We start from the raw sequence: 17,328 nt of genomic DNA, 5'->3' as shown, positions 1-17,328 counted from the left end.
ACTGCTGGCTACGACGATAAGCACAAGTATCAAACACCCCAGAACCATCCGCTTATCCCCACTTCCTCCATATGCCGCCTCAGTGACAACTTATGTGGGGGAGTGGTGGAATATGATCGGGAACCACTTCTAGATTAGTCGGCCAAGCTTCCCATGTAATAGCTGATGGCTTTAAAATTCTTATCATAGAAAACGATAATGTAATCCTCAGACTTTCCATTCAAAGCTTGATTGTCTTCAAATAGCATCGGGTAGTACGTATCGCTGAAATCGGTCGGATGATATGGATTCATCTGTTGTACCGCTTGCTCCGCAGTGAAGCTTTTTCCGGCGGCATTGAGAGTAGATCCAGTCGTGAATGAAAAATAGGCCGCTTCTGGGTGTGCCTTCAGATAATCCTTAAACGTAACATAATCCATTCGCAGGCTGTTGCCATATTCCCGCAGCAAGGATACGCCTTCCTTGACCTGAACGGCTGTGCCATCCCATACAGGCGTATTGGGAGACATGGTGATCCGCTGAGTAGCATAACGTGCGGGCTGAAGACTTTTATCGTAGAACACTACGGTTACGTAGTAATCGCCTTTTTTGTCCAGCTTCCGAAGGTAGGCCAAGTCCGCAAAGGGCTGGATGCCGATTCCTTTTGAGCCTTTGATATCCGCCAAGGTAATTGGATTTTCCGTAAGATAGAAAGACATGAATGAAGTTTCACTTCTCAAGGTATAAGGATAATACTGGTTATATGCGAATATAGTTGTTCCGTTGAATTCCGTATCACTTATCCGAATATCGGAATAAATCTGTGAAAGACTGCTGCCCAGCGGGCCCGCATGCCGCATCGTCTCCAGATCACCTAGCGCCTTTTCCAGCTTGTCTTTGTCAGTCTGGCTAATCTGCGCCTTCTGTGCATCACTCAGTACGGAATACGCGTTCGAAGCCTTCAGGATGGAGTTCTCTGCTTCCAGCACTGTCGTCGAGTAGCCCTGAATTTCACTAATTCTTTCCTTGGCGGCTTCGACGGCCAGTTGGTCACTAAGATGAACCTTTCCTTCATAATAGCTGATAGCCTGCAAGGTCTTATCGTAAAAGATAATAGTGTACTCCTGCTCAATATTAGTTTTCAGATCCTTCAGCACTTCAACAGCCAATGGGATATCATCTACAGGCTGGGTATAATTATAAGCCTCTACTACCCGGATACGCTTTTGGTTATACAGTCTGAGCGAAAAAGAGAGCAGATCGCTCAATTCATGATTGGCGGCAACAGTGTCCACGTACTTTGGAGTAATAGTGTAATAAGCCGCCTCTTCATTCTGAGATAAAACATTCGAAACATCTACAATGTCGGAATATTTTGCGCTTCCGTCAATCATTTGCTTATCCCGCTCAATCGTTACACCACTTGCAAGCTTTGCAATATTGGCCGCTGAGCTGGTAAGTGAAGGATGTAAATTCACCTTTTGAGTACTGTAGCCGGCTGCCCCATCCTTACCCCTGAACACAACCGTCACATATTTGTCTCCGCCTGTTCCGACATAATCGCTAGGCACTGTCATTTTATAGATCGGATTGTATTGGTACGGAAGGGTACTCATAGTTAAGAAAGCTCTTTTATTGTATAACTCCCAACGCAGATCCCTGTCATCAATGGGTGTGGAAGTAATATAGTAGGAGGCGGTGCCTGTGCTTTTGAGAATTGACTCAGGAATCGAACTAAAATCAAACTGCAAGTACACAGCATTCGTTACCGTAGCATCTGGAGAAGCAATAATATAGGTTTGAAGTAGCGGGATCTCTTTAACCGGCGTTGTTGGCACTGGTGTGGCCGTTGATGCCGGAGTCGCGGTCGGAACTGGTGTCGCCGTTGGAGCTGGAGTTGGCGCTATAGTTACGGTTGGTGTAGCCGTAGCTATTCCTCCTCCTCCACCGCCACCTCCGCCAATGATCACTGCCGGTGTTGGCGTTGCAGAAGCCGTCGTAATAACTAAAGAATCCTTTTGCGGACCCTCTATGGTGAGCGGCTTGGTATTAAACGAAGAGCCTTTAGCCCCGTCATTAAGGATCGCTGTCTCCACTTGGCCGGTTCCGGTCACCTTGGTGAACGCATCCAGCACCGCTTTGGTTACCTTAGTTCCACTCGCAATATCTACTGAGGCATTCCCCGCCGCAGCACCTATGCTGAGTGCTGCCACTGAACCTTTAGTCAGCTGCATGACGGCTTTGGCGTTAATATTTACAGTATCAAATGCTCCAGACAGAACAAAGGGACCGCTGGAAGTGAGGTCCTGATCAACCGTAACATTGGTGAACCCAGCACCTGTAACCCCGCTTTCCTCAAGCTTGGCGGAGGTCTGCACTGTTACCTGCTTCACACTGGTGGTGCCTTCGGATACTAACCGGACCGCTCCACCCGCTTTGTTCACAACCACATCCCCCAGTTGGGAGTTAATGAAGTGAACAGAATCGCCTCCCCCTCCCTTGACAGTAGTAGTGCCACGAACGGTTACATTCTTCAAGGTCACGTCTCCATTGCCAATTCCGGCATCCAGCAGAAGATTACCCACGATTGTCACGTTCTGGAGTGTAACTCCGTCGGCGGAGATAACTACAGTCTCGGAAGTCCACCGGTTCTGTTCATCCTCTCCTCCATAAACACCCGCATGATCAAAAATTTCTGCGCCGCCGCTCACTTGAAGCATCGGCTCAATTAGAGTTACCGCTTCCGCCCGGGTCAACGGCTTCTTAGGTTTAAATGTCCCATCCGGGTACCCTTTCATTAGATCAGCGTTAATAAGCGCAGTGACACTGCCTGCACTCCATGCCGCAACCTCTCCACGGTCACTGAAGCCCGCCAGAGCCTCTGCTTTATTTTGCGTTAATTCAAACTTCAACAACCTGCTTATAATAACCGCCGCCTCTTGGCGGGTAATCTGTGCATTCGGACGCGCCTTGTTGTTGTAGCCCTGAACATAGCCTGCCCCAACGGCCATAGCCACCTCTTTGTAGGCCCAACTGGTGGCACTGACATCAGAGAACGTTATTTTCGGAACTTCTTTCTTGTCGAATAAACTAGCAATCTCAAAAGAGCGGTTTACAATCGCCATAAACTCGGCTCTGGTTATGGATTGATCGGGTTTTACCGATCCATCTTCAAACCCTTTCAGTAGGCCTTTGTCCAGCCACTTTTCAATCGTATTCTGCGCCCAGTGGCCTTCATAGTCCTTCACCGTTTCAGCCGCAGCAGCACCCATCGAGCCAAACAGCACGCCTATTCCTAGCGCACCCGCCAACAATCCGCGAAATATCCTGCCCATTTCCTGTCCCTCCCTGTTTTGTGTGTCCGTTATGTAGCCCTCAGCAAGCACAACTGGAAACATTACCCTCTTATTCTATGCAAATATATCAGCCCATTGCAAATTACACAATTAATAGAAATAGAAGTATGCAATCAAGCACCAAAAAAGCCTGCCAAAAGCTGAGCAGGCTTGTCCAATTTAAGTTTGATCCGCTGATTACAATCCTTAGTTCAAAAAGTTACTAAGCCCGCTGTCGGGTTCCGCCTGCTTCAAGGCCTGCGGCTGTGAGCCTTCATTCAATCCGAGGCGGTTGTTCAGCTGCGTGTTGATGGTTGTCATTTTGGACGTATAATCCTGGCAGCTCTCGATGATCCGGCGGTTGGACTGTTCAGAGGTATCCAAGGCGCTTAGCAGATCGCCAATAGCCTGATTAACGGCTTCGAGCGACATAGAGGGCTTGGAGAGCAATTCTGTTGTTTTCTCCGTAGTGGTACGCAGCAGACGCGCGTTCTCCTTGAACTGATCTTCAATGGTCTTATTCGTCGCTTCCACCGCAGAGATGACATTCTCCTGATCGGCCAGAGACATGGCAATCATCGCCGAGACAGTGATCAGATTCGATGTTTTATCAATCGCGTTATTTACGGAATCGATCAGCTTATCATTGTTGTCGTTGATGATATCCGTAGCGGCAATGGCTTGGTTATACAGGAGAATCATTTCGGTCATAGACTGGATTCGGACCATAACCTTACGCAGCCCGCGTTCCAGATATGCCTTGCGGAACTCATTTTCGGGTTTGGCGATTTCAGCCTCGAACAGCTCCTTCAGCTTGTTGCCGAAGGCGATCTTGGTCTGCAGGTTGTAAATCTCCTCCATAGAGGTGCGTTTGAGCTGGCGCATATTGACGATGCTCTCTTCGAGCGTATCGCGTCCGTCACGCAAGCCGGTTACAATCGCATCAATATTCGTGCGGACGGACTGATACTTGTATACGTAATTCTTGAGCGGACTCTTACGGAGCATTTTGCCAAAAAAGCTGACGTTCTTGCTCTGCTGGAGCGTCTCGCACTCATTGCGCAGCTTCATAATCATATTCGGCACTTCTACCCGTTTGCCGGACATCAGATCATTCACCGGACGGTCCAGCAGCTTCAGGGTCTGCCCCGCCTTCTCCTGCGTCTTCACTCCCAGCTTGCCGATATCATCCATTAAGGAATCCAGGGCAACGGTGTCTGTCTTGGCGACCTTCTCAATCAGCTGAGAGGCCTCCAGGGCAACCTTCTGCTCATCTTCTTTTTTGAGCTCAATCAACTGCGTGGACATGGGTTTCCCTCCTCCTATAATTCGGAACTGCTGTACCGCTGATGAATCAGTTCCGCCTTGGTCTGAAGTTCCATCAGGTCTTTATGCTCGATCGTCGAGGCGATATCCGAAATCTTGGTATCGACATCACGCAGACCGTTCAGCAGCATTCTCCGGTTTCTTGTTTTGGCTTCACCACCCAAACGCAGAAACGGATTGATTACACCATTGAGATCCTTCAGCACCAGCCTGCGGACGGTATGATTAATCTCCCCGTTACCCAGCTCCTGCAGCAAAGGAATGATGCGCTGCAGCCTGGCAAAGAGCGCCAGCGACTTCTCGACAATCTCATTATCGAGCGTATCCTTCTGCCCTTCAGAAATAATCATATCCTCCAAAATGCTGAGATACTCCACCACCGGAGCGAATTCCGCCCCAATCTGAATCCCAGCTCTCTCCCGTCCGGCAAAGGCTTGTCCATCTGCAGCGGCAGACCTGCTGGAAGCGCCGACCGCCTCAAGGCTACGGGCTGCAGGTGAAGGGGCTATCGCTTCTTCCCCTTCACGCTGTCCAGCCGGAAGAACCTCTGCCGGCAGATTAATCCGCTGTGTACCGCCTATAATCGCGACGCCTGCACCGGCCACCGGCAGCAGCAGAGAGATTATCTCAGGTATAAAAGCACTCGTCAGCAAGGCAACAATATAGCCGGCTCCGCCATACAACAATACTTTCCCTTTTAATTGCATTATTCTCACCTCTTGTGAGCAGACTTATGAACCGCCGCTCAGGTTCACGGCATCTGTAACTACGGACTCGCTGTTTATTCTCATGATCAGCGGCTGTTCCACATGGCTGGCCAGCACGTTGCCGGCGAATCCCGCCGGCTGGACCTCGCCGCCCAGCGCGCTTTTGACTGCCAGGTAAGGGAAGTTAATTCCCGACAGGCAGGAGATATGGAGCCCTCCGGACATCCGGGGATTAATCTCAAGCAGCTTGGGGATCGTGCCGCTGTATTTCATTTGGATATTGAAATTGAACGGAATCCGGTAAGATTCGGCCACACGTGAAGCAATTTGCTCCAGCTCCGGAATATGCTCCATCAGCCGCAGACGCCCGCCCGCCTTGCGGCGCGGCACCGCCGCAAGCAGTCTTCCATTCTCGTCGGCCAGACAGTCTATGCTGTACTCAAAACCTTCAAGAAGCTCCATCACCATCAGATTCGGAAAAGAATCCACACTGGAGAGGATTCGGTGTGCATCTTCAAAAGATATGTAAGGCGTGACATGGTCAAAAAGCTCCTGCAAAGGATTGCGGGTATTATCAATGATACGGAAGCCAAGCCCGCCTTCGGTTTCAGTCGGCTTGAAGCAAACCTGATGCCCTTTGGCCGCAAGATCCTCATAGGCTGCCTTGAATTGCTCCGCTGTGCTAACCACATGGTAATCCGGAATCGTCATGATTCCGGTCTCTTTGACACTCTCATAAAACTTGCCCTTGTCCATAATCTTCTCCAGCAGGTCCACATCACGGCAGACAAGCACCTTGGTGCCTATGGCATCGAACAAAGATGCGTGTAAGGCAATGTCCAGCATGTGCAGCCGCGGAATAAAAATATCGATCTCATTGCTGCGGCAGAAATCCACACAGAACTGCACATATTCGATCCCTTCAAGCATGGGCTCCGTTCCGGCAACATCAGCGCCTTGCAGCGACATATGCCGGATATCGGGATGGGTGGCGAAGATTTGAACAGGGATGCCATCCTCATTGTTGCGGATGAGGTTCATATAATGAAAGGATACGGAAAACCATCGGTTAAAATAAATGTTTACCTTTTTCATTATGGCCCAACTCCTAGTGCTGTCAAATTGTTGTACAACCTCTGTACGTATTCCATAATCTCATTCCCGGCAAATACACCGGCCTTCTTCGTAAAAGGATATTCTAATTTTACTAGACCTGCCTGCTGCTCGGCAAATATTTCTCCATGGCAAGGGGCTATCGCGTAATCAGCGCTCGCCAGCAGGCTTTTGTCCAGCAGGGAATCGCCTGAAGCCACCATGGGCTCAGAGTGAACGGTACGCCGCACATGGATGATTGCATCGCTTTTATTGACTGCCTCAGGGACTACGTACAGCTTGCGGCCCTGAAGCGAAACCTTCCAGCCCATGCCGTCCAAATGCTCTGCCAGCCTTGTGATTTCATCTAAGGGAAGCAAATCACGATGAACGACAAAGGTGTAAAACAGCTCGTCGCAATAACGCTCACTGATGATCCATTCTGCCCGGACCACAGATTGTACAAGCCTTCTGGCTTCTTCAGCCGCCGCTGACCCCTGCTCCACCAGCCTGCCTATCGTTGCCCGCCACTCTTGATCCACAACCCCGTTCACCAGAATGTTTCCGCCATTGCTGGTTACCGCGTAATCGGGAATGACCGTGTCCTGGAACAGGTGAATCCGTCTGTACTGTGCCAGGGTCCGTGTAGTGACCGGCATAAAAATTATTTTGGCTGCAAGCTCCTTAAGCAGCTCCAGAGCATGCTGCGATATATAGGATGCCGTCCTCCCGTCGATCACCTCAGCCGGAATAAGGCCCGGTGAATCCTCGGGAACGCCAATCGCACTGGGGGAGTAGATCAGGGTACGGTCCAGATCGCTGGCATAGATCATTCGCTCTCCCCTTTGAGCGGCTTGATAATCCCGCAACAGGAATAAGTAAGGCCGGGGAAAACCTCGACCGGAACGCCGCGGTCCTCCGCCAGCAGCAGAATATGACGAAGATTCGGGTTGTCCATAGTATCGACAAGAATTTTCCATGGTACTCTGCGCAGTAGCACGCGGGTAGTCTCGCCGACCCCGGGCTTCACCAGATTAATATCCACTATGCCGAAGGTTTCCTGAATACTCTGGATATCCCTCAGCCCCTGCCAGGAAATCTCAGGAGGAGAAGCCAGCATACCTGCAGCAACGGCTTGGGCTTCCTCTATCACCGAAGGATAATAGGGTGTAATCGCCTCAATGAACACATTCGAGAGATCCGTCTGCAGCCACTCCTTGTAAAACTTGGCACCATGGAACTCCTCGGGTCCAATGAGATCGCCACGCAGAACCGTACGGCTCATCAGCCCTGACACTGTAGAGTTCAGACACGCACTCGGAACCAGATAGTCCTCACGGGTCCCAAAAGTTCCCGAACAATGCCCCGGATCGGCAAGCACTGCCAGATCATCGCTAAGAATAATTCCATATTTCTTATACATGCTGCTGCAAGCCTCTATCAATACCCGGCGGATGGCGCCCTTGCCGGTCCAGCCGTCAATAAATTGCAGCTTCGCATCCATTCCATGCCGCTGAAGTATATAGAGGATTGCATTCTCATCAATGCCTTTGCCCCGGATAATTGAAATGCTGTAATGGGGCAGCTCCACCCCGTAACGCTCAGCGATATATCGTTTAATCAACACTCCAATGGGTGTGCCCGCTCTCGCCAGGGACACCAGCACGGTATCCTCAGTCCCCCGCTGAGCCACAATCATTTCGGAGACAATAGCTACTTCCAGCGCTACCTTCTCCGCCGATTGCTGAAGCGTCTCATGGAACAGTTCAATATACTGGGCTGTCGGCTGATATTCAACCGGGAGCATTTCAGAATAATGTACACCGGACTGGATCGCCTCTTCCCGTTCAGCGGTCGGGCGCTCCAATGACACATTGCTGAGATCCTTAAGCAGGAACGTAACATCGGACGGGGGATAACTGCCCAGCGGTACGGGCGGTGCGATTCTTCTATTCATAAGCTCATCAAGTTCTATTCCCTTCATCCGGCCAAACCTCCCTCTTCCGTATCCGGGGCAAGTATGACCAGATGCACCTTGTTCCCTGCCAGCCGCTTCAGAATATCCGTCATCGGTTCAATCCTCCGGCGGGGCACATCACGCTCAAGAAGTACAAAAATATCGTCATACCGACCCGGATCCACATTATAAATATAATTCGAAATTCCGGGATCGCCAGCCGAAGGATACGCCGCTGCGCTGTGTACACCATAATCCGGACGCCGGTCGGGATGAATCGGGCTGCGGGTGGAGGATTGATACTTGACCCCTTCACCCATCTCCGCTGCAATCCTCATAGGCAGATACATGAACTCGCCAACACCAAGCACAAGCGCAGTTGCCCCTTCACGCAGAGCGCGAAGCTGTGACGCTACCTGCGCTATCCCTTGATCCAGCTGCCTGTTATCCTGCGATTCCACTCCAAAACGGCCGCTCTGCCTCAGATAGGGTGAAGCGTTGATTTCTCCTAAAGAATCCGCGGAGGTCACATTCAGCCGTTCCAGACCATCCTGTACATACGTGATAATCACAGGGGCTTCAGTGGCTGCGGAAGTGTGGGAACCCGATTCTACCAAGTTAAGCTGAGGGGTGCCTGTGACTTCAATCGTTCCCTGCAGCAAACTTAATGCCCGAATACGGATGCCCAGCTCCTGCTCCAGATTACGGTAAGCCTGAATATTGGATTCGCTGCGCCAATCGAGCAGTGAAGCGACCACATATTCCTTGCGCGGAAACTTAGACTGGATATCACGGATTGTATTAATCGCTGTATTGCCGGTAGTAATTTCATCGTCCACCAGCACAATCGGTTCTTCCCCGGACAGCAGCTCAGCATTCAGGGCATAGCATAAATGATCAACCGCATGAGAATGTTCTTCCTCAAAGCTGACCACCGATGCAAGCTGCGGAATGTCTTCACGGGTAGTATGAATATAGGCTGCACCCGCAGCGAACATGTTGTACATACTATGCCCCAGGGCCGTTGCCGTTTCGGCAAAGCCGATGAACAAAACACGCTCAGGAAGAACCAGCTGGGCTTCGAGCAGATCATGATAAGCCGCCTCCGCATACTCCGGATGAATCATGCCTTGAACCGCTTGATCCAGAAGCCTGTCCATCATCGAGTCATACGCAGCTTCTCCGTTCATCTCCCGATAGAGCAAGAGTGCCAGCGCAGCTCCGCTGAGCAGCGGGGTATATGGATTAACAGGGATATGCTTACCGAGCACCTTGCTGACAAAGAGGAACGAACGTTTTTTGTTGATGCGGGCTGCCATGGAGAATAGGGTTTCAACAGGCATATGAAAAGGATTAGAGGTTTCAGTGACCTTGACCTCCAGGTTTTCGACGATATTAAACGTGTGTGTATTCGTTCTCGGGCAATAATCCGACAAAATGCTGTTGTTCATGTAACACCCCGTATATTTGAGATCGTAGTAAGATACGTTTTGCCCAGTTCAAATGCGGCTTAATTTCATTCATCTTGTTGTAGTATTCGCTTTTGAACACACCACGGCTCCCATCATTGCTCTCCACAATACTCAGGGCATCCACATACTCCTCATGCATGACGGTGTACATGGCCTGTACAGGTCTAAGATGGGAGGGGTGAATGATCGTTTTGCCGACAATTCCGTTTTCCTTATCCAAAAGCACTTCACGGAACAGCCCATCCTCTGACCTGGTAATATAGGACTCACGGATTTCGCGGCCCTGTTTGCCGTAGGTTTCTTCAAAAGGAGTCTGCCTGAGCTGAGGACGCAGCACCCGGTGTCCCTTGCTCCCGAAATATTCCCACACCGGTCCCGAGATGACGTAACCTTCTTCCACCCGGCCGAACACATTGATAATATCCGAGATGCAGTCGCGGATTGGTGTCAGATCATAAATACTGATATCGGGACTGCGCCGCAACCCGAACAGGCTGGAGAAATCCGTCGCCCCAATGCGGACATTCAGCACATAGTCACGGTATTCTCCCAATAAAGCGCGGATTCCCAGCAGGGTATCCAGCCGGCTTTCCCGGTAAATAACCGGTGCGCTCTCCAGGATCGGCATACCGTACAGCACAGGCGCCGAATAGCTGCGGGAGCTGTTATAATCAGCGATCGCTTCGAAATATTCCACACCGTTCTCTAAAGTGAATTTCGGGAAAACAAAACCGGTCACCATAGTAATCAAGGTGCCCAGCCGGAAAATCAGCTGCTGCAGCTGCTCCGGATTGCGTACACGGATGAACAGCAGTGGAAGACTGTTCCGTAAATCAGGCTCATTGTCGGCATACGCGGACAGGAAGGCAAGGTGTCTTACGACAGACTCCTCGGCAAAATCAACCTCACCGTCGCCAATCGCATCCTCCAGATCCATAATCACCGTTACCAAACCTGAAGCCTTGAGCTTCAAAATATCTTCAGCGACACTGGAACGGGTGGCTGGCATATACAGGGCAGCTCCAACGGCGTAGGCCAGGAGCTCCTTGGGGGTAGATGAGTCAAACTTAACAGGCGGAGAATAGAATAAGGACATTTCTTGCTCTTTGGTCAGGTAATCGAAGTATCTCAAGGCCTTTCCCCCTTATTGGTTCACGAAGAAGCGCTTAAACAACAAATAACCTCTCCTTATAAAGAGCAGTAGAACCGGCTGTGCCGTCCTCTCGGGGACGGCATCCGGCTTTCTCAAATACAAGCAAAGGGCCATGCTATAACCTATAAGATTACCCGGCAGATGAGGGAGGTGCACCTTCCCTGCGCACTCCCATCTCCTATAAAACACTGACAAACTTCTTTTACTTCCACAGGATTAAGCCTTGCGGTTGGCTTCTCTTTTCTTCTTGCCGGAGCTGTACAAGATCGTTCCCACGAACACTGCGATCAGGATGGTGAAGAACACCACATGTGGCATTTCATAGCCAATAGCTCCCGCCAGCATCTTGCCGGCAATAATAGCAATGAGCAGAAACGCCGTTTGCTCCAGTTCAGGGAATCTGGCAATCAGCTTCAGGAACAGCTGCGCCACTCCGCGCATCATCAACACGCCGAGGATACCGCCCAGGAAGAGCACCCAGACTTTATTGCTAAGACCAAATGCAGCAATGACACTATCGATGCTGAACGCAATATCCATTAATTCAACCAGGAGTACAGTCTTCCAGAAAGAGGTACCTCTGTTCTTCGTCTCGCCCTCCTCGCCACCGCCTTTAAATAATCCTTTGTAGGCAATATAGAAGAGGTACAGCGCGCCTGCAACCTTAACCTCCCAGAATCCAATCAGATAGGTTCCGAGGCCAATAGCCAGGAATCTGAATAAATAAGCTCCCAGAATCCCGTAGAACAACGCCTTCTTCTGCTGCTCTTTCGGTAAATGCTTGACCATAACTGCAAGCACGAGCGCATTATCAGCGGAGAGCAGGCCTTCCAGCAGCACCAAACTCCCGATGATCCCCCAGCTTACAGGGTCAGAGAGCGTGCCTGTAATATCGCTCCACGAGAAGAAATGCCCATAATTATCACTAATACTCCTAAAAAAATCACTGAACCAGTTCATCCCCTTATGCCTCCGGTAAAATAGTTTATTTGCTGCCCGCTACCCATTGCAGCCCCCATCCATATGCCTGGTCCATCTCACGGTGCCCGCTGAAATATTGCACGAGTCTTTCAATACTGAATGTTTCATTCCCCACATTCCGAATCATGGCTATGGCACACATTCCCTTACGGTTGTTATGCTCGTCCAAGTTGACGATAATATCCGGCCCTTCACCCTGTTTGATGGTAACCACACCATCTGCTTCAGACCAATGGGTAACTCCCTTGTAGATAAAAGCAAAAATCAAGATCCGTTCGATCTCTGCAACCTTACTTCCGTTTATACGCAGGTTTTCTCCCGAGGTTACGGAGCCTGTCCGGTCATCCCCATCCAGCATGACAAAGGGAGGCTGCTGGAGATGTCCAAAAGCATTACCAAGCGCCTGAACAACGCCCTTGCGGCCATTCTTCAGTTCATAGAGACAGGCAAGATCCAGATCTACGCCGCCCTTTCGGCTGAACAGCCCCCCGCCCTGCTTCTGATTCCAGTTAAGGTTAACCAGAACCTCTCCCAGACCGGAGGCCGATTTCTTCAAGTTGATGGAATCTCCCTTTTTCTTCAGCTCAATCTTCTTCAGATTAAGATTCAGCGGCGGAGAAGGAGGTGCCTCCTGCCGCTGTGAAGGCGGTTGGGATACAGCCGGCGGCCGGACAACCGGAATCTCCGGCGCTGGCGGCACGGGTATCCCTTGCGTGTCCGGTTTTGGAGGGGCCGGCGGCGGTTCTTCTGATACTTCAATACCATAGTTGCTGCAAAGCGCCTGCAGCCCCCCGTCAAAACCCGCCACAATGGCGCTGAATTTCCATTCATCGCTGTATCTATATAATTCTCCTACCACAACAGCCGTTTCTATGGAGAAATGATTTCCAAGATTACATCGCAGGATCTCCGAGCCCGTCGTCCGGTTCAGAATCCGGCAATGCGCTTCACTCATTTGCCCGAACATCTGCTTGCGGTTTTCGCCGTCATAGAGTGTAAGCGTAAATGCGATTTTCATGATGCCTGGAGGAATCTTGGCGAGTTCCACCTCGAAATGCTTGCGGCCTCCTGAGGCTTGTCCCGGCACGTCCTTATAGCGGATATACGATGTAGCCGGATTATTATAAAAGATAAGGTCGTCGTCCCCGCGCACCTTGCCTTGAGAGTCCAGGAGGAACGCTGAGGCGTCAATTTCCATTGAAGAAGGGGCTTGCCAGGTGATCTCTACTACCATTTGATCGAGCCCAGGGTTGCCTTTGGTCAGATCTGCTTTCTGCCCTTTCACCACTTGAATGCTCATTCTTACGCCACCTTTATGAATGGAGAAGAGTATAAAAAGGGCAGGATCGCTAATGATCCCGCCTTTGAAGCTTCTATTGCGCGTCCAGTCCGTAGTTCCTGCACAAGGCACTAAGGCCGCCGGCAAAACCGCTTCCCACCGCCTGGAACTTCCAATCCGCCCCGTGGCGGTAGAATTCACAGAACACAACGGCGGTTTCTGTTGAGAAATCCTCGCCCAGATCGAAACGCAGAATCTCACGGTCACTGGAGGCATCCACGACGCGCACAAATGCGTTGGAGACTTGTCCAAAGTTCTGGACCCTTGCTTCATAATCATAAATAGTTACCGTAATCCCGATACGCTCAATATTGGCGGGAACTTTGCTGAAATCAACCAGGATCTGTTCGTCATCCCCATCGCCCTCCCCTGTACGGTTATCTCCCGTATGGGTTACAGAGCCGGTACCGCCGGATGGATTGTTGTAGAAAACAAAATCATCCTCGCCTTTGGCTTTACCGTCCTCATGGAGGAGAAAGGCTGAGGCATCAAGGTCAAAATCCTTGCCGCCGCTATATTTGTTCGTATCCCAGCCCAGTCCCACAACTACCTTCGTCAGACCCGGATTGGTCTTGGTAAGATCAATCCGCTGTCCTTTGGAAAGACTGATCGTCACTGGCAATAACCTTCTTTCGTGAATAATTTCATTTACGGGAGCAGTAATTTATTGCAGACCGTAATCGCGGGTCAGACCGGCAAGACCGTCCTTATAACCGCTTCCGATAGCATTAAATTTCCACTCTGCACCGTTGCGGTACAATTCGCCTACAACTACGCCTGTTTCAACAGAGAAATCTTCTCCCAGGTCAAAACGGATCAATTCTTCGCTGTTGGCATCATTTACGATGCGCACGTACGAGCGGGAAACCTGACCAAAGTTCTGACTTCTGCTCTCAGCTTCGTAGATGGTAATGGTAAATGCCACTTTATCTACATCTGCCGGAATATTGAGCAGATCCACCTGAATTTGCTCATCGTCTCCGTCGCCTTCACCTGTACGGTTGTCACCAGTGTGTACAACGGAAGCATTCTCGTTCTGTTTGTTATTGAAGAAGATAAAATTGGTCTCTTTATCCACTTTGCCGCTGGCATTCGTCAAAAAGACGGAAACGTCCAAGTCGAAATCTTTACCGCCGTCGTATTTATTGGTGTCCCAGCCGAGACCGACTGTAATTTTGGACAAACCCGGGTTCGTTTTGGTCAAATCGATCTTTTGACCTTTGGATAAATTAATCGCCATGAATAGAAACCTCTTTTCTTATATTGGAATTAGATGTAACGCTCAGCCAATTGGTTGATATGTGCTGCGTGTGCTCCTTCGCCGATGGCTGCGAATTTCCATTCCTCGCCATGCCGGTAGAGCTCTCCGCAGATCAGTGCAGTAAAACCTGTGTAATTGTCCGTCAAGTTGAACTTGATCAGTTCGGCATTGCCTGTGGCATTAATAACCCGGATATACGCCGATTTAATCATCCCGAAATCCTGCTTGCGGTTCACGGCATCATAAATGTTGACTACGACCAGGACCTTGTGCACATCGGCAGGAATTGCCTTCAGGTTCACATTGATCTGCTCGTCGTCTCCGTCACCCTCACCTGTCAGGTTATCCCCGGAGTGAACAACGGAGCTGTTCGGATTCTGCTTGTTGTGAAAGCAGACCAGATTCAGCTTGTTGGTCAGCTTGCCATTCTCGTTCAGGAGCAGCGCCGAGGCATCGCAGTCCACGTTCGCCTGCTTCTTGACACCGAAGAATCCGCGTGCCGGCTCAGCCGGGTCCCAGCCAAGCCCTACGATAACACCGGAAAGTCCGGCATTTCCTTTTGTTAAATCAATCTTCTGACCTTTTACCAGATTAATACCAGCCAAATTTACGTACCTCCGTTTCGGAAAGAATCACAGCTGTAAGTCTTACTTGTGGGTGTTATACCAGTGATACGACACAAAAACAAATACGTTTCAACCTTTTATAGTGAACTTCGGTAATATGCTTACAGGCTGAATTCGCTTGGACTCAGTCCCAGTACGCTGCAAATGTTCCGCACAACCGCTTTTTCCTGCTCGTCAAAATCACCGTCAGCCGCCCCAATTGCAGAGCATACGCCTACAATTACGCGTCCAATTTCCGGTTTGTTGCTGAATTTGGCGATGGACTTCAGCGCTTCCTGCTTGCCAATCTCTGGAGAAAACTCGAAATTGCTGACATAGAAGTTGAACTGGTTAATGACATCTCTCATGTCAAATACCTTCAGTTCATTACTGAGATTCATATATCCGGCCATTTTGTTCTTTTCGGATTCCTCAATCTTGCCGTCGGCAGCAGCTACCAGGGCACAGCCCGCCACAACTGCGTTCATGAAATCTTTGTTTTTAAACTTTTTCACCTGTTCGGTCAGTCCGTTTTTTGTGTTGTTCAACCAGTTTTTAAATGTGCTCATCGTATTCTCCTTCTATCATTAAGTGATGATAAACAAAAGATATCCCAGAGCCTCCTCTCCGCCGTTTCGACAAACATTTACTTAATGTTCCATATCCAAGTGCTTACACTTCTAATATAACCGATTCATCGAGAAGATTCTACTTTGCCAGAATTTCACAGCACCTTGGACAGGAAGGCTTGTGTACGCTCATGCGCTGGATGGCCGAACAATTGCTCCGGGTCCCCCTCCTCAACCACCACACCCTGTTCCATAAACAGCACGCGGTCTCCCACCTCACGGGCAAAGCCCATCTCATGTGTAACTACGACCATTGTCATTCCTTCACGCGCCAAATCCTTCATGACCGCCAGCACCTCACCAACCATTTCCGGATCAAGTGCAGAGGTGGGCTCATCAAACAGCATGATCTTGGGCTCCATGGCCAGCGCCCGGGCAATAGCCACCCGCTGGGCTTGACCGCCGGAGAGCGAGGCCGGATAGACGTCTGCTTTTTCCCTTAAACCGACCTTGTCCAGCAGCTCCAGCGCCTTCTGACGGGCTTGCCCGACAGGCCATTTGCGGACCCGAACCGGGGCGAGCATAATATTTTCGATTACTTTTTTGTGAGGGAACAGATTGAACTGCTGAAAAACCATGCCAAGCTCTGTGCGGATATCATTAATCCTAGTGGTTTTGGCCATCAAGGAAGTGCCTTCAATAATAATGTCGCCCTCTTGCGGCTGCTCCAGCAGGTTCAGGCAGCGCAGAAAGGTCGATTTGCCCGAGCCCGAAGGCCCGATCACCACTACTACCTCCCGGATATGAATATCGACGCTGATGTCAGTGAGCACCTTGTGCGTCCCGAATGATTTATGCAGATGTCTAACTGAGATCATAGGCTCCATATGCGGTTACACCTTCCGTTCGATATAATTGAGCAGCTTGCTGAGGGAATAGGTAAGAATGAAATAGATCAATGCGGCAGTCAAATACGGCTCCCATATCCGTAAATACTGGCCTTTCATCGTGTTGCTCCAATACATAATCTCCGGTGCGGCAATCAGCGCGAGCAGGGAAGAGTCTTTCACCAGCACAATAAATTCATTCCCGAATGCAGGAACCATCCGTTTGACCGCCTGCGGCAGAATGATAAAGCGCATGGCCTGAAATTGGGTCATTCCGAGCGAAACCGCCGCTTCCCGCTGCCCCGGATCAATAGACTGGATACCGGCGCGGAAAATCTCGGCGGAATAAGCGGCAGAGTTCAGGGAGAGTGCCACAAAAGAGGTCATTAACACATTGGTGCTGCCGTAAAACGCCGGGATCACCCCAAAGTGGACAATCAAAATCTGCACATACAACGGGGTCCCGCGGAAAAAATTGATGTAACAATGAAACGGCCAGCGGAAATACGCTTTCGGTGCCATTTTGCCAAAACCAATGCCCAGCCCCAGAACTGAACCCAATATAATGGAGACAATAGATACGCCAATGGTAAATGCGGTGCCCCTCAGCAATACCGGTATATAATGAGCGATAATGTCAAATCTGAAATCCATAGGACTCTTCC

The 17,328-nt window shown here is 50.2% G+C and carries 16 protein-coding genes; all 16 read right to left on the bottom strand.

Features of this window, described 5'->3' with window-relative positions:
* Window positions 1-134: 134 nt before the first annotated feature.
* On the bottom strand, window positions 135-3,314 hold the full coding sequence (locus tag A3848_RS20085; protein WP_074086638.1) for an S-layer homology domain-containing protein: 3,180 nt from the start codon (window positions 3,312-3,314) through the stop codon (window positions 135-137).
* 207 nt (window positions 3,315-3,521) lie between these two features.
* On the bottom strand, window positions 3,522-4,622 hold the full coding sequence (locus tag A3848_RS20080; RefSeq protein ID WP_074086637.1) for a toxic anion resistance protein: 1,101 nt from the start codon (window positions 4,620-4,622) through the stop codon (window positions 3,522-3,524).
* 14 nt (window positions 4,623-4,636) lie between these two features.
* On the bottom strand, window positions 4,637-5,347 hold the full coding sequence (locus A3848_RS20075; RefSeq protein ID WP_074086636.1) for a hypothetical protein: 711 nt from the start codon (window positions 5,345-5,347) through the stop codon (window positions 4,637-4,639).
* A gap of 24 nt (window positions 5,348-5,371) precedes the next feature.
* Window positions 5,372-6,442, bottom strand: a complete 1,071-nt coding sequence (locus A3848_RS20070) for an ATP-grasp domain-containing protein (RefSeq protein ID WP_074086635.1) — start codon at window positions 6,440-6,442, stop codon at window positions 5,372-5,374.
* A complete protein-coding gene (locus tag A3848_RS20065; RefSeq protein ID WP_074086634.1) occupies window positions 6,442-7,272 on the bottom strand; it encodes an HAD family hydrolase in 831 nt (276 codons plus the stop codon). Before A3848_RS20065 ends, A3848_RS20070 begins: the two co-directional genes overlap by 1 nt.
* Window positions 7,269-8,423 (bottom strand): cysteine protease StiP family protein, encoded by a 1,155-nt coding sequence (locus A3848_RS20060; protein ID WP_074086633.1) that lies wholly within the window; start codon window positions 8,421-8,423, stop codon window positions 7,269-7,271. The genes A3848_RS20065 and A3848_RS20060 overlap by 4 nt, the downstream gene beginning before the upstream one ends.
* On the bottom strand, window positions 8,420-9,715 hold the full coding sequence (locus tag A3848_RS20055) for a phosphoribosyltransferase family protein (protein ID WP_074086873.1): 1,296 nt from the start codon (window positions 9,713-9,715) through the stop codon (window positions 8,420-8,422). The genes A3848_RS20060 and A3848_RS20055 overlap by 4 nt, the downstream gene beginning before the upstream one ends.
* A 76-nt stretch (window positions 9,716-9,791) precedes the next feature.
* Window positions 9,792-11,000, bottom strand: coding sequence for an HpcH/HpaI aldolase/citrate lyase family protein (locus tag A3848_RS20050; RefSeq protein ID WP_178382046.1), 1,209 nt, complete (start codon window positions 10,998-11,000; stop codon window positions 9,792-9,794).
* Window positions 11,001-11,237: 237 nt separating this feature from the next.
* Window positions 11,238-11,981, bottom strand: a complete 744-nt coding sequence (locus A3848_RS20045) for a TerC family protein (RefSeq protein ID WP_074086632.1) — start codon at window positions 11,979-11,981, stop codon at window positions 11,238-11,240.
* Window positions 11,982-12,006: 25 nt separating this feature from the next.
* Entirely contained in the window at window positions 12,007-13,302 is a 1,296-nt protein-coding gene (locus A3848_RS20040; protein WP_074086631.1) for a TerD family protein, read from the bottom strand.
* A gap of 73 nt (window positions 13,303-13,375) precedes the next feature.
* A complete protein-coding gene (locus A3848_RS20035; RefSeq protein WP_074086630.1) occupies window positions 13,376-13,957 on the bottom strand; it encodes a TerD family protein in 582 nt (193 codons plus the stop codon).
* 48 nt (window positions 13,958-14,005) lie between these two features.
* Complete coding sequence (locus tag A3848_RS20030; RefSeq protein ID WP_074086629.1) at window positions 14,006-14,581, bottom strand: TerD family protein; 576 nt, start codon at window positions 14,579-14,581, stop codon at window positions 14,006-14,008.
* Window positions 14,582-14,610: 29 nt separating this feature from the next.
* Window positions 14,611-15,207: a TerD family protein gene (locus tag A3848_RS20025; protein WP_074086628.1), complete on the bottom strand. Its 597-nt coding sequence runs from the start codon at window positions 15,205-15,207 to the stop codon at window positions 14,611-14,613.
* Window positions 15,208-15,329: 122 nt separating this feature from the next.
* The gene (locus A3848_RS20020) at window positions 15,330-15,776 is read right to left on the bottom strand and encodes a tellurite resistance TerB family protein (protein ID WP_074086627.1); all 447 of its coding nucleotides are present in this window, start codon (window positions 15,774-15,776) and stop codon (window positions 15,330-15,332) included.
* Between the two features lie 155 nt (window positions 15,777-15,931).
* Window positions 15,932-16,654: an amino acid ABC transporter ATP-binding protein gene (locus tag A3848_RS20015; RefSeq protein WP_074086872.1), complete on the bottom strand. Its 723-nt coding sequence runs from the start codon at window positions 16,652-16,654 to the stop codon at window positions 15,932-15,934.
* A 15-nt stretch (window positions 16,655-16,669) separates the two neighbouring features.
* Window positions 16,670-17,317, bottom strand: a complete 648-nt coding sequence (locus tag A3848_RS20010) for an amino acid ABC transporter permease (protein WP_074086626.1) — start codon at window positions 17,315-17,317, stop codon at window positions 16,670-16,672.
* Between the last annotated feature and the right edge of the window lie 11 nt (window positions 17,318-17,328).

Source organism: Paenibacillus sp. P32E (genome assembly GCF_001909085.1).
GTDB lineage: Bacteria > Bacillota > Bacilli > Paenibacillales > Paenibacillaceae > Paenibacillus_AQ > Paenibacillus_AQ helianthi.
This window is presented reverse-complemented; position numbering and strand designations above follow the sequence as displayed.

Excerpts from the sequence above, each read along its gene's own strand:
- A3848_RS20045 (WP_074086632.1), bottom strand. The coding sequence starts at position 11,981 with ATGAACTGGTTCAGTGATTTTTTTAGGAGTATTAGTGATAATTATGGG.
- A3848_RS20010 (WP_074086626.1), bottom strand. The coding sequence starts at position 17,317 with ATGGATTTCAGATTTGACATTATCGCTCATTATATACCGGTATTGCTG.
- A3848_RS20040 (WP_074086631.1), bottom strand. The coding sequence starts at position 13,302 with ATGAGCATTCAAGTGGTGAAAGGGCAGAAAGCAGATCTGACCAAAGGC.
- A3848_RS20020 (WP_074086627.1), bottom strand. The coding sequence starts at position 15,776 with ATGAGCACATTTAAAAACTGGTTGAACAACACAAAAAACGGACTGACC.
- A3848_RS20060 (WP_074086633.1), bottom strand. The coding sequence starts at position 8,423 with ATGAAGGGAATAGAACTTGATGAGCTTATGAATAGAAGAATCGCACCG.
- A3848_RS20015 (WP_074086872.1), bottom strand. The coding sequence starts at position 16,654 with ATGATCTCAGTTAGACATCTGCATAAATCATTCGGGACGCACAAGGTG.
- A3848_RS20075 (WP_074086636.1), bottom strand. The coding sequence starts at position 5,347 with ATGCAATTAAAAGGGAAAGTATTGTTGTATGGCGGAGCCGGCTATATT.
- A3848_RS20085 (WP_074086638.1), bottom strand. The coding sequence starts at position 3,314 with ATGGGCAGGATATTTCGCGGATTGTTGGCGGGTGCGCTAGGAATAGGC.
- A3848_RS20030 (WP_074086629.1), bottom strand. The coding sequence starts at position 14,581 with ATGGCGATTAATTTATCCAAAGGTCAAAAGATCGATTTGACCAAAACG.
- A3848_RS20065 (WP_074086634.1), bottom strand. The coding sequence starts at position 7,272 with ATGATCTATGCCAGCGATCTGGACCGTACCCTGATCTACTCCCCCAGT.
- A3848_RS20080 (WP_074086637.1), bottom strand. The coding sequence starts at position 4,622 with ATGTCCACGCAGTTGATTGAGCTCAAAAAAGAAGATGAGCAGAAGGTT.
- A3848_RS20070 (WP_074086635.1), bottom strand. The coding sequence starts at position 6,442 with ATGAAAAAGGTAAACATTTATTTTAACCGATGGTTTTCCGTATCCTTT.
- A3848_RS20055 (WP_074086873.1), bottom strand. The coding sequence starts at position 9,715 with ATGGCAGCCCGCATCAACAAAAAACGTTCGTTCCTCTTTGTCAGCAAG.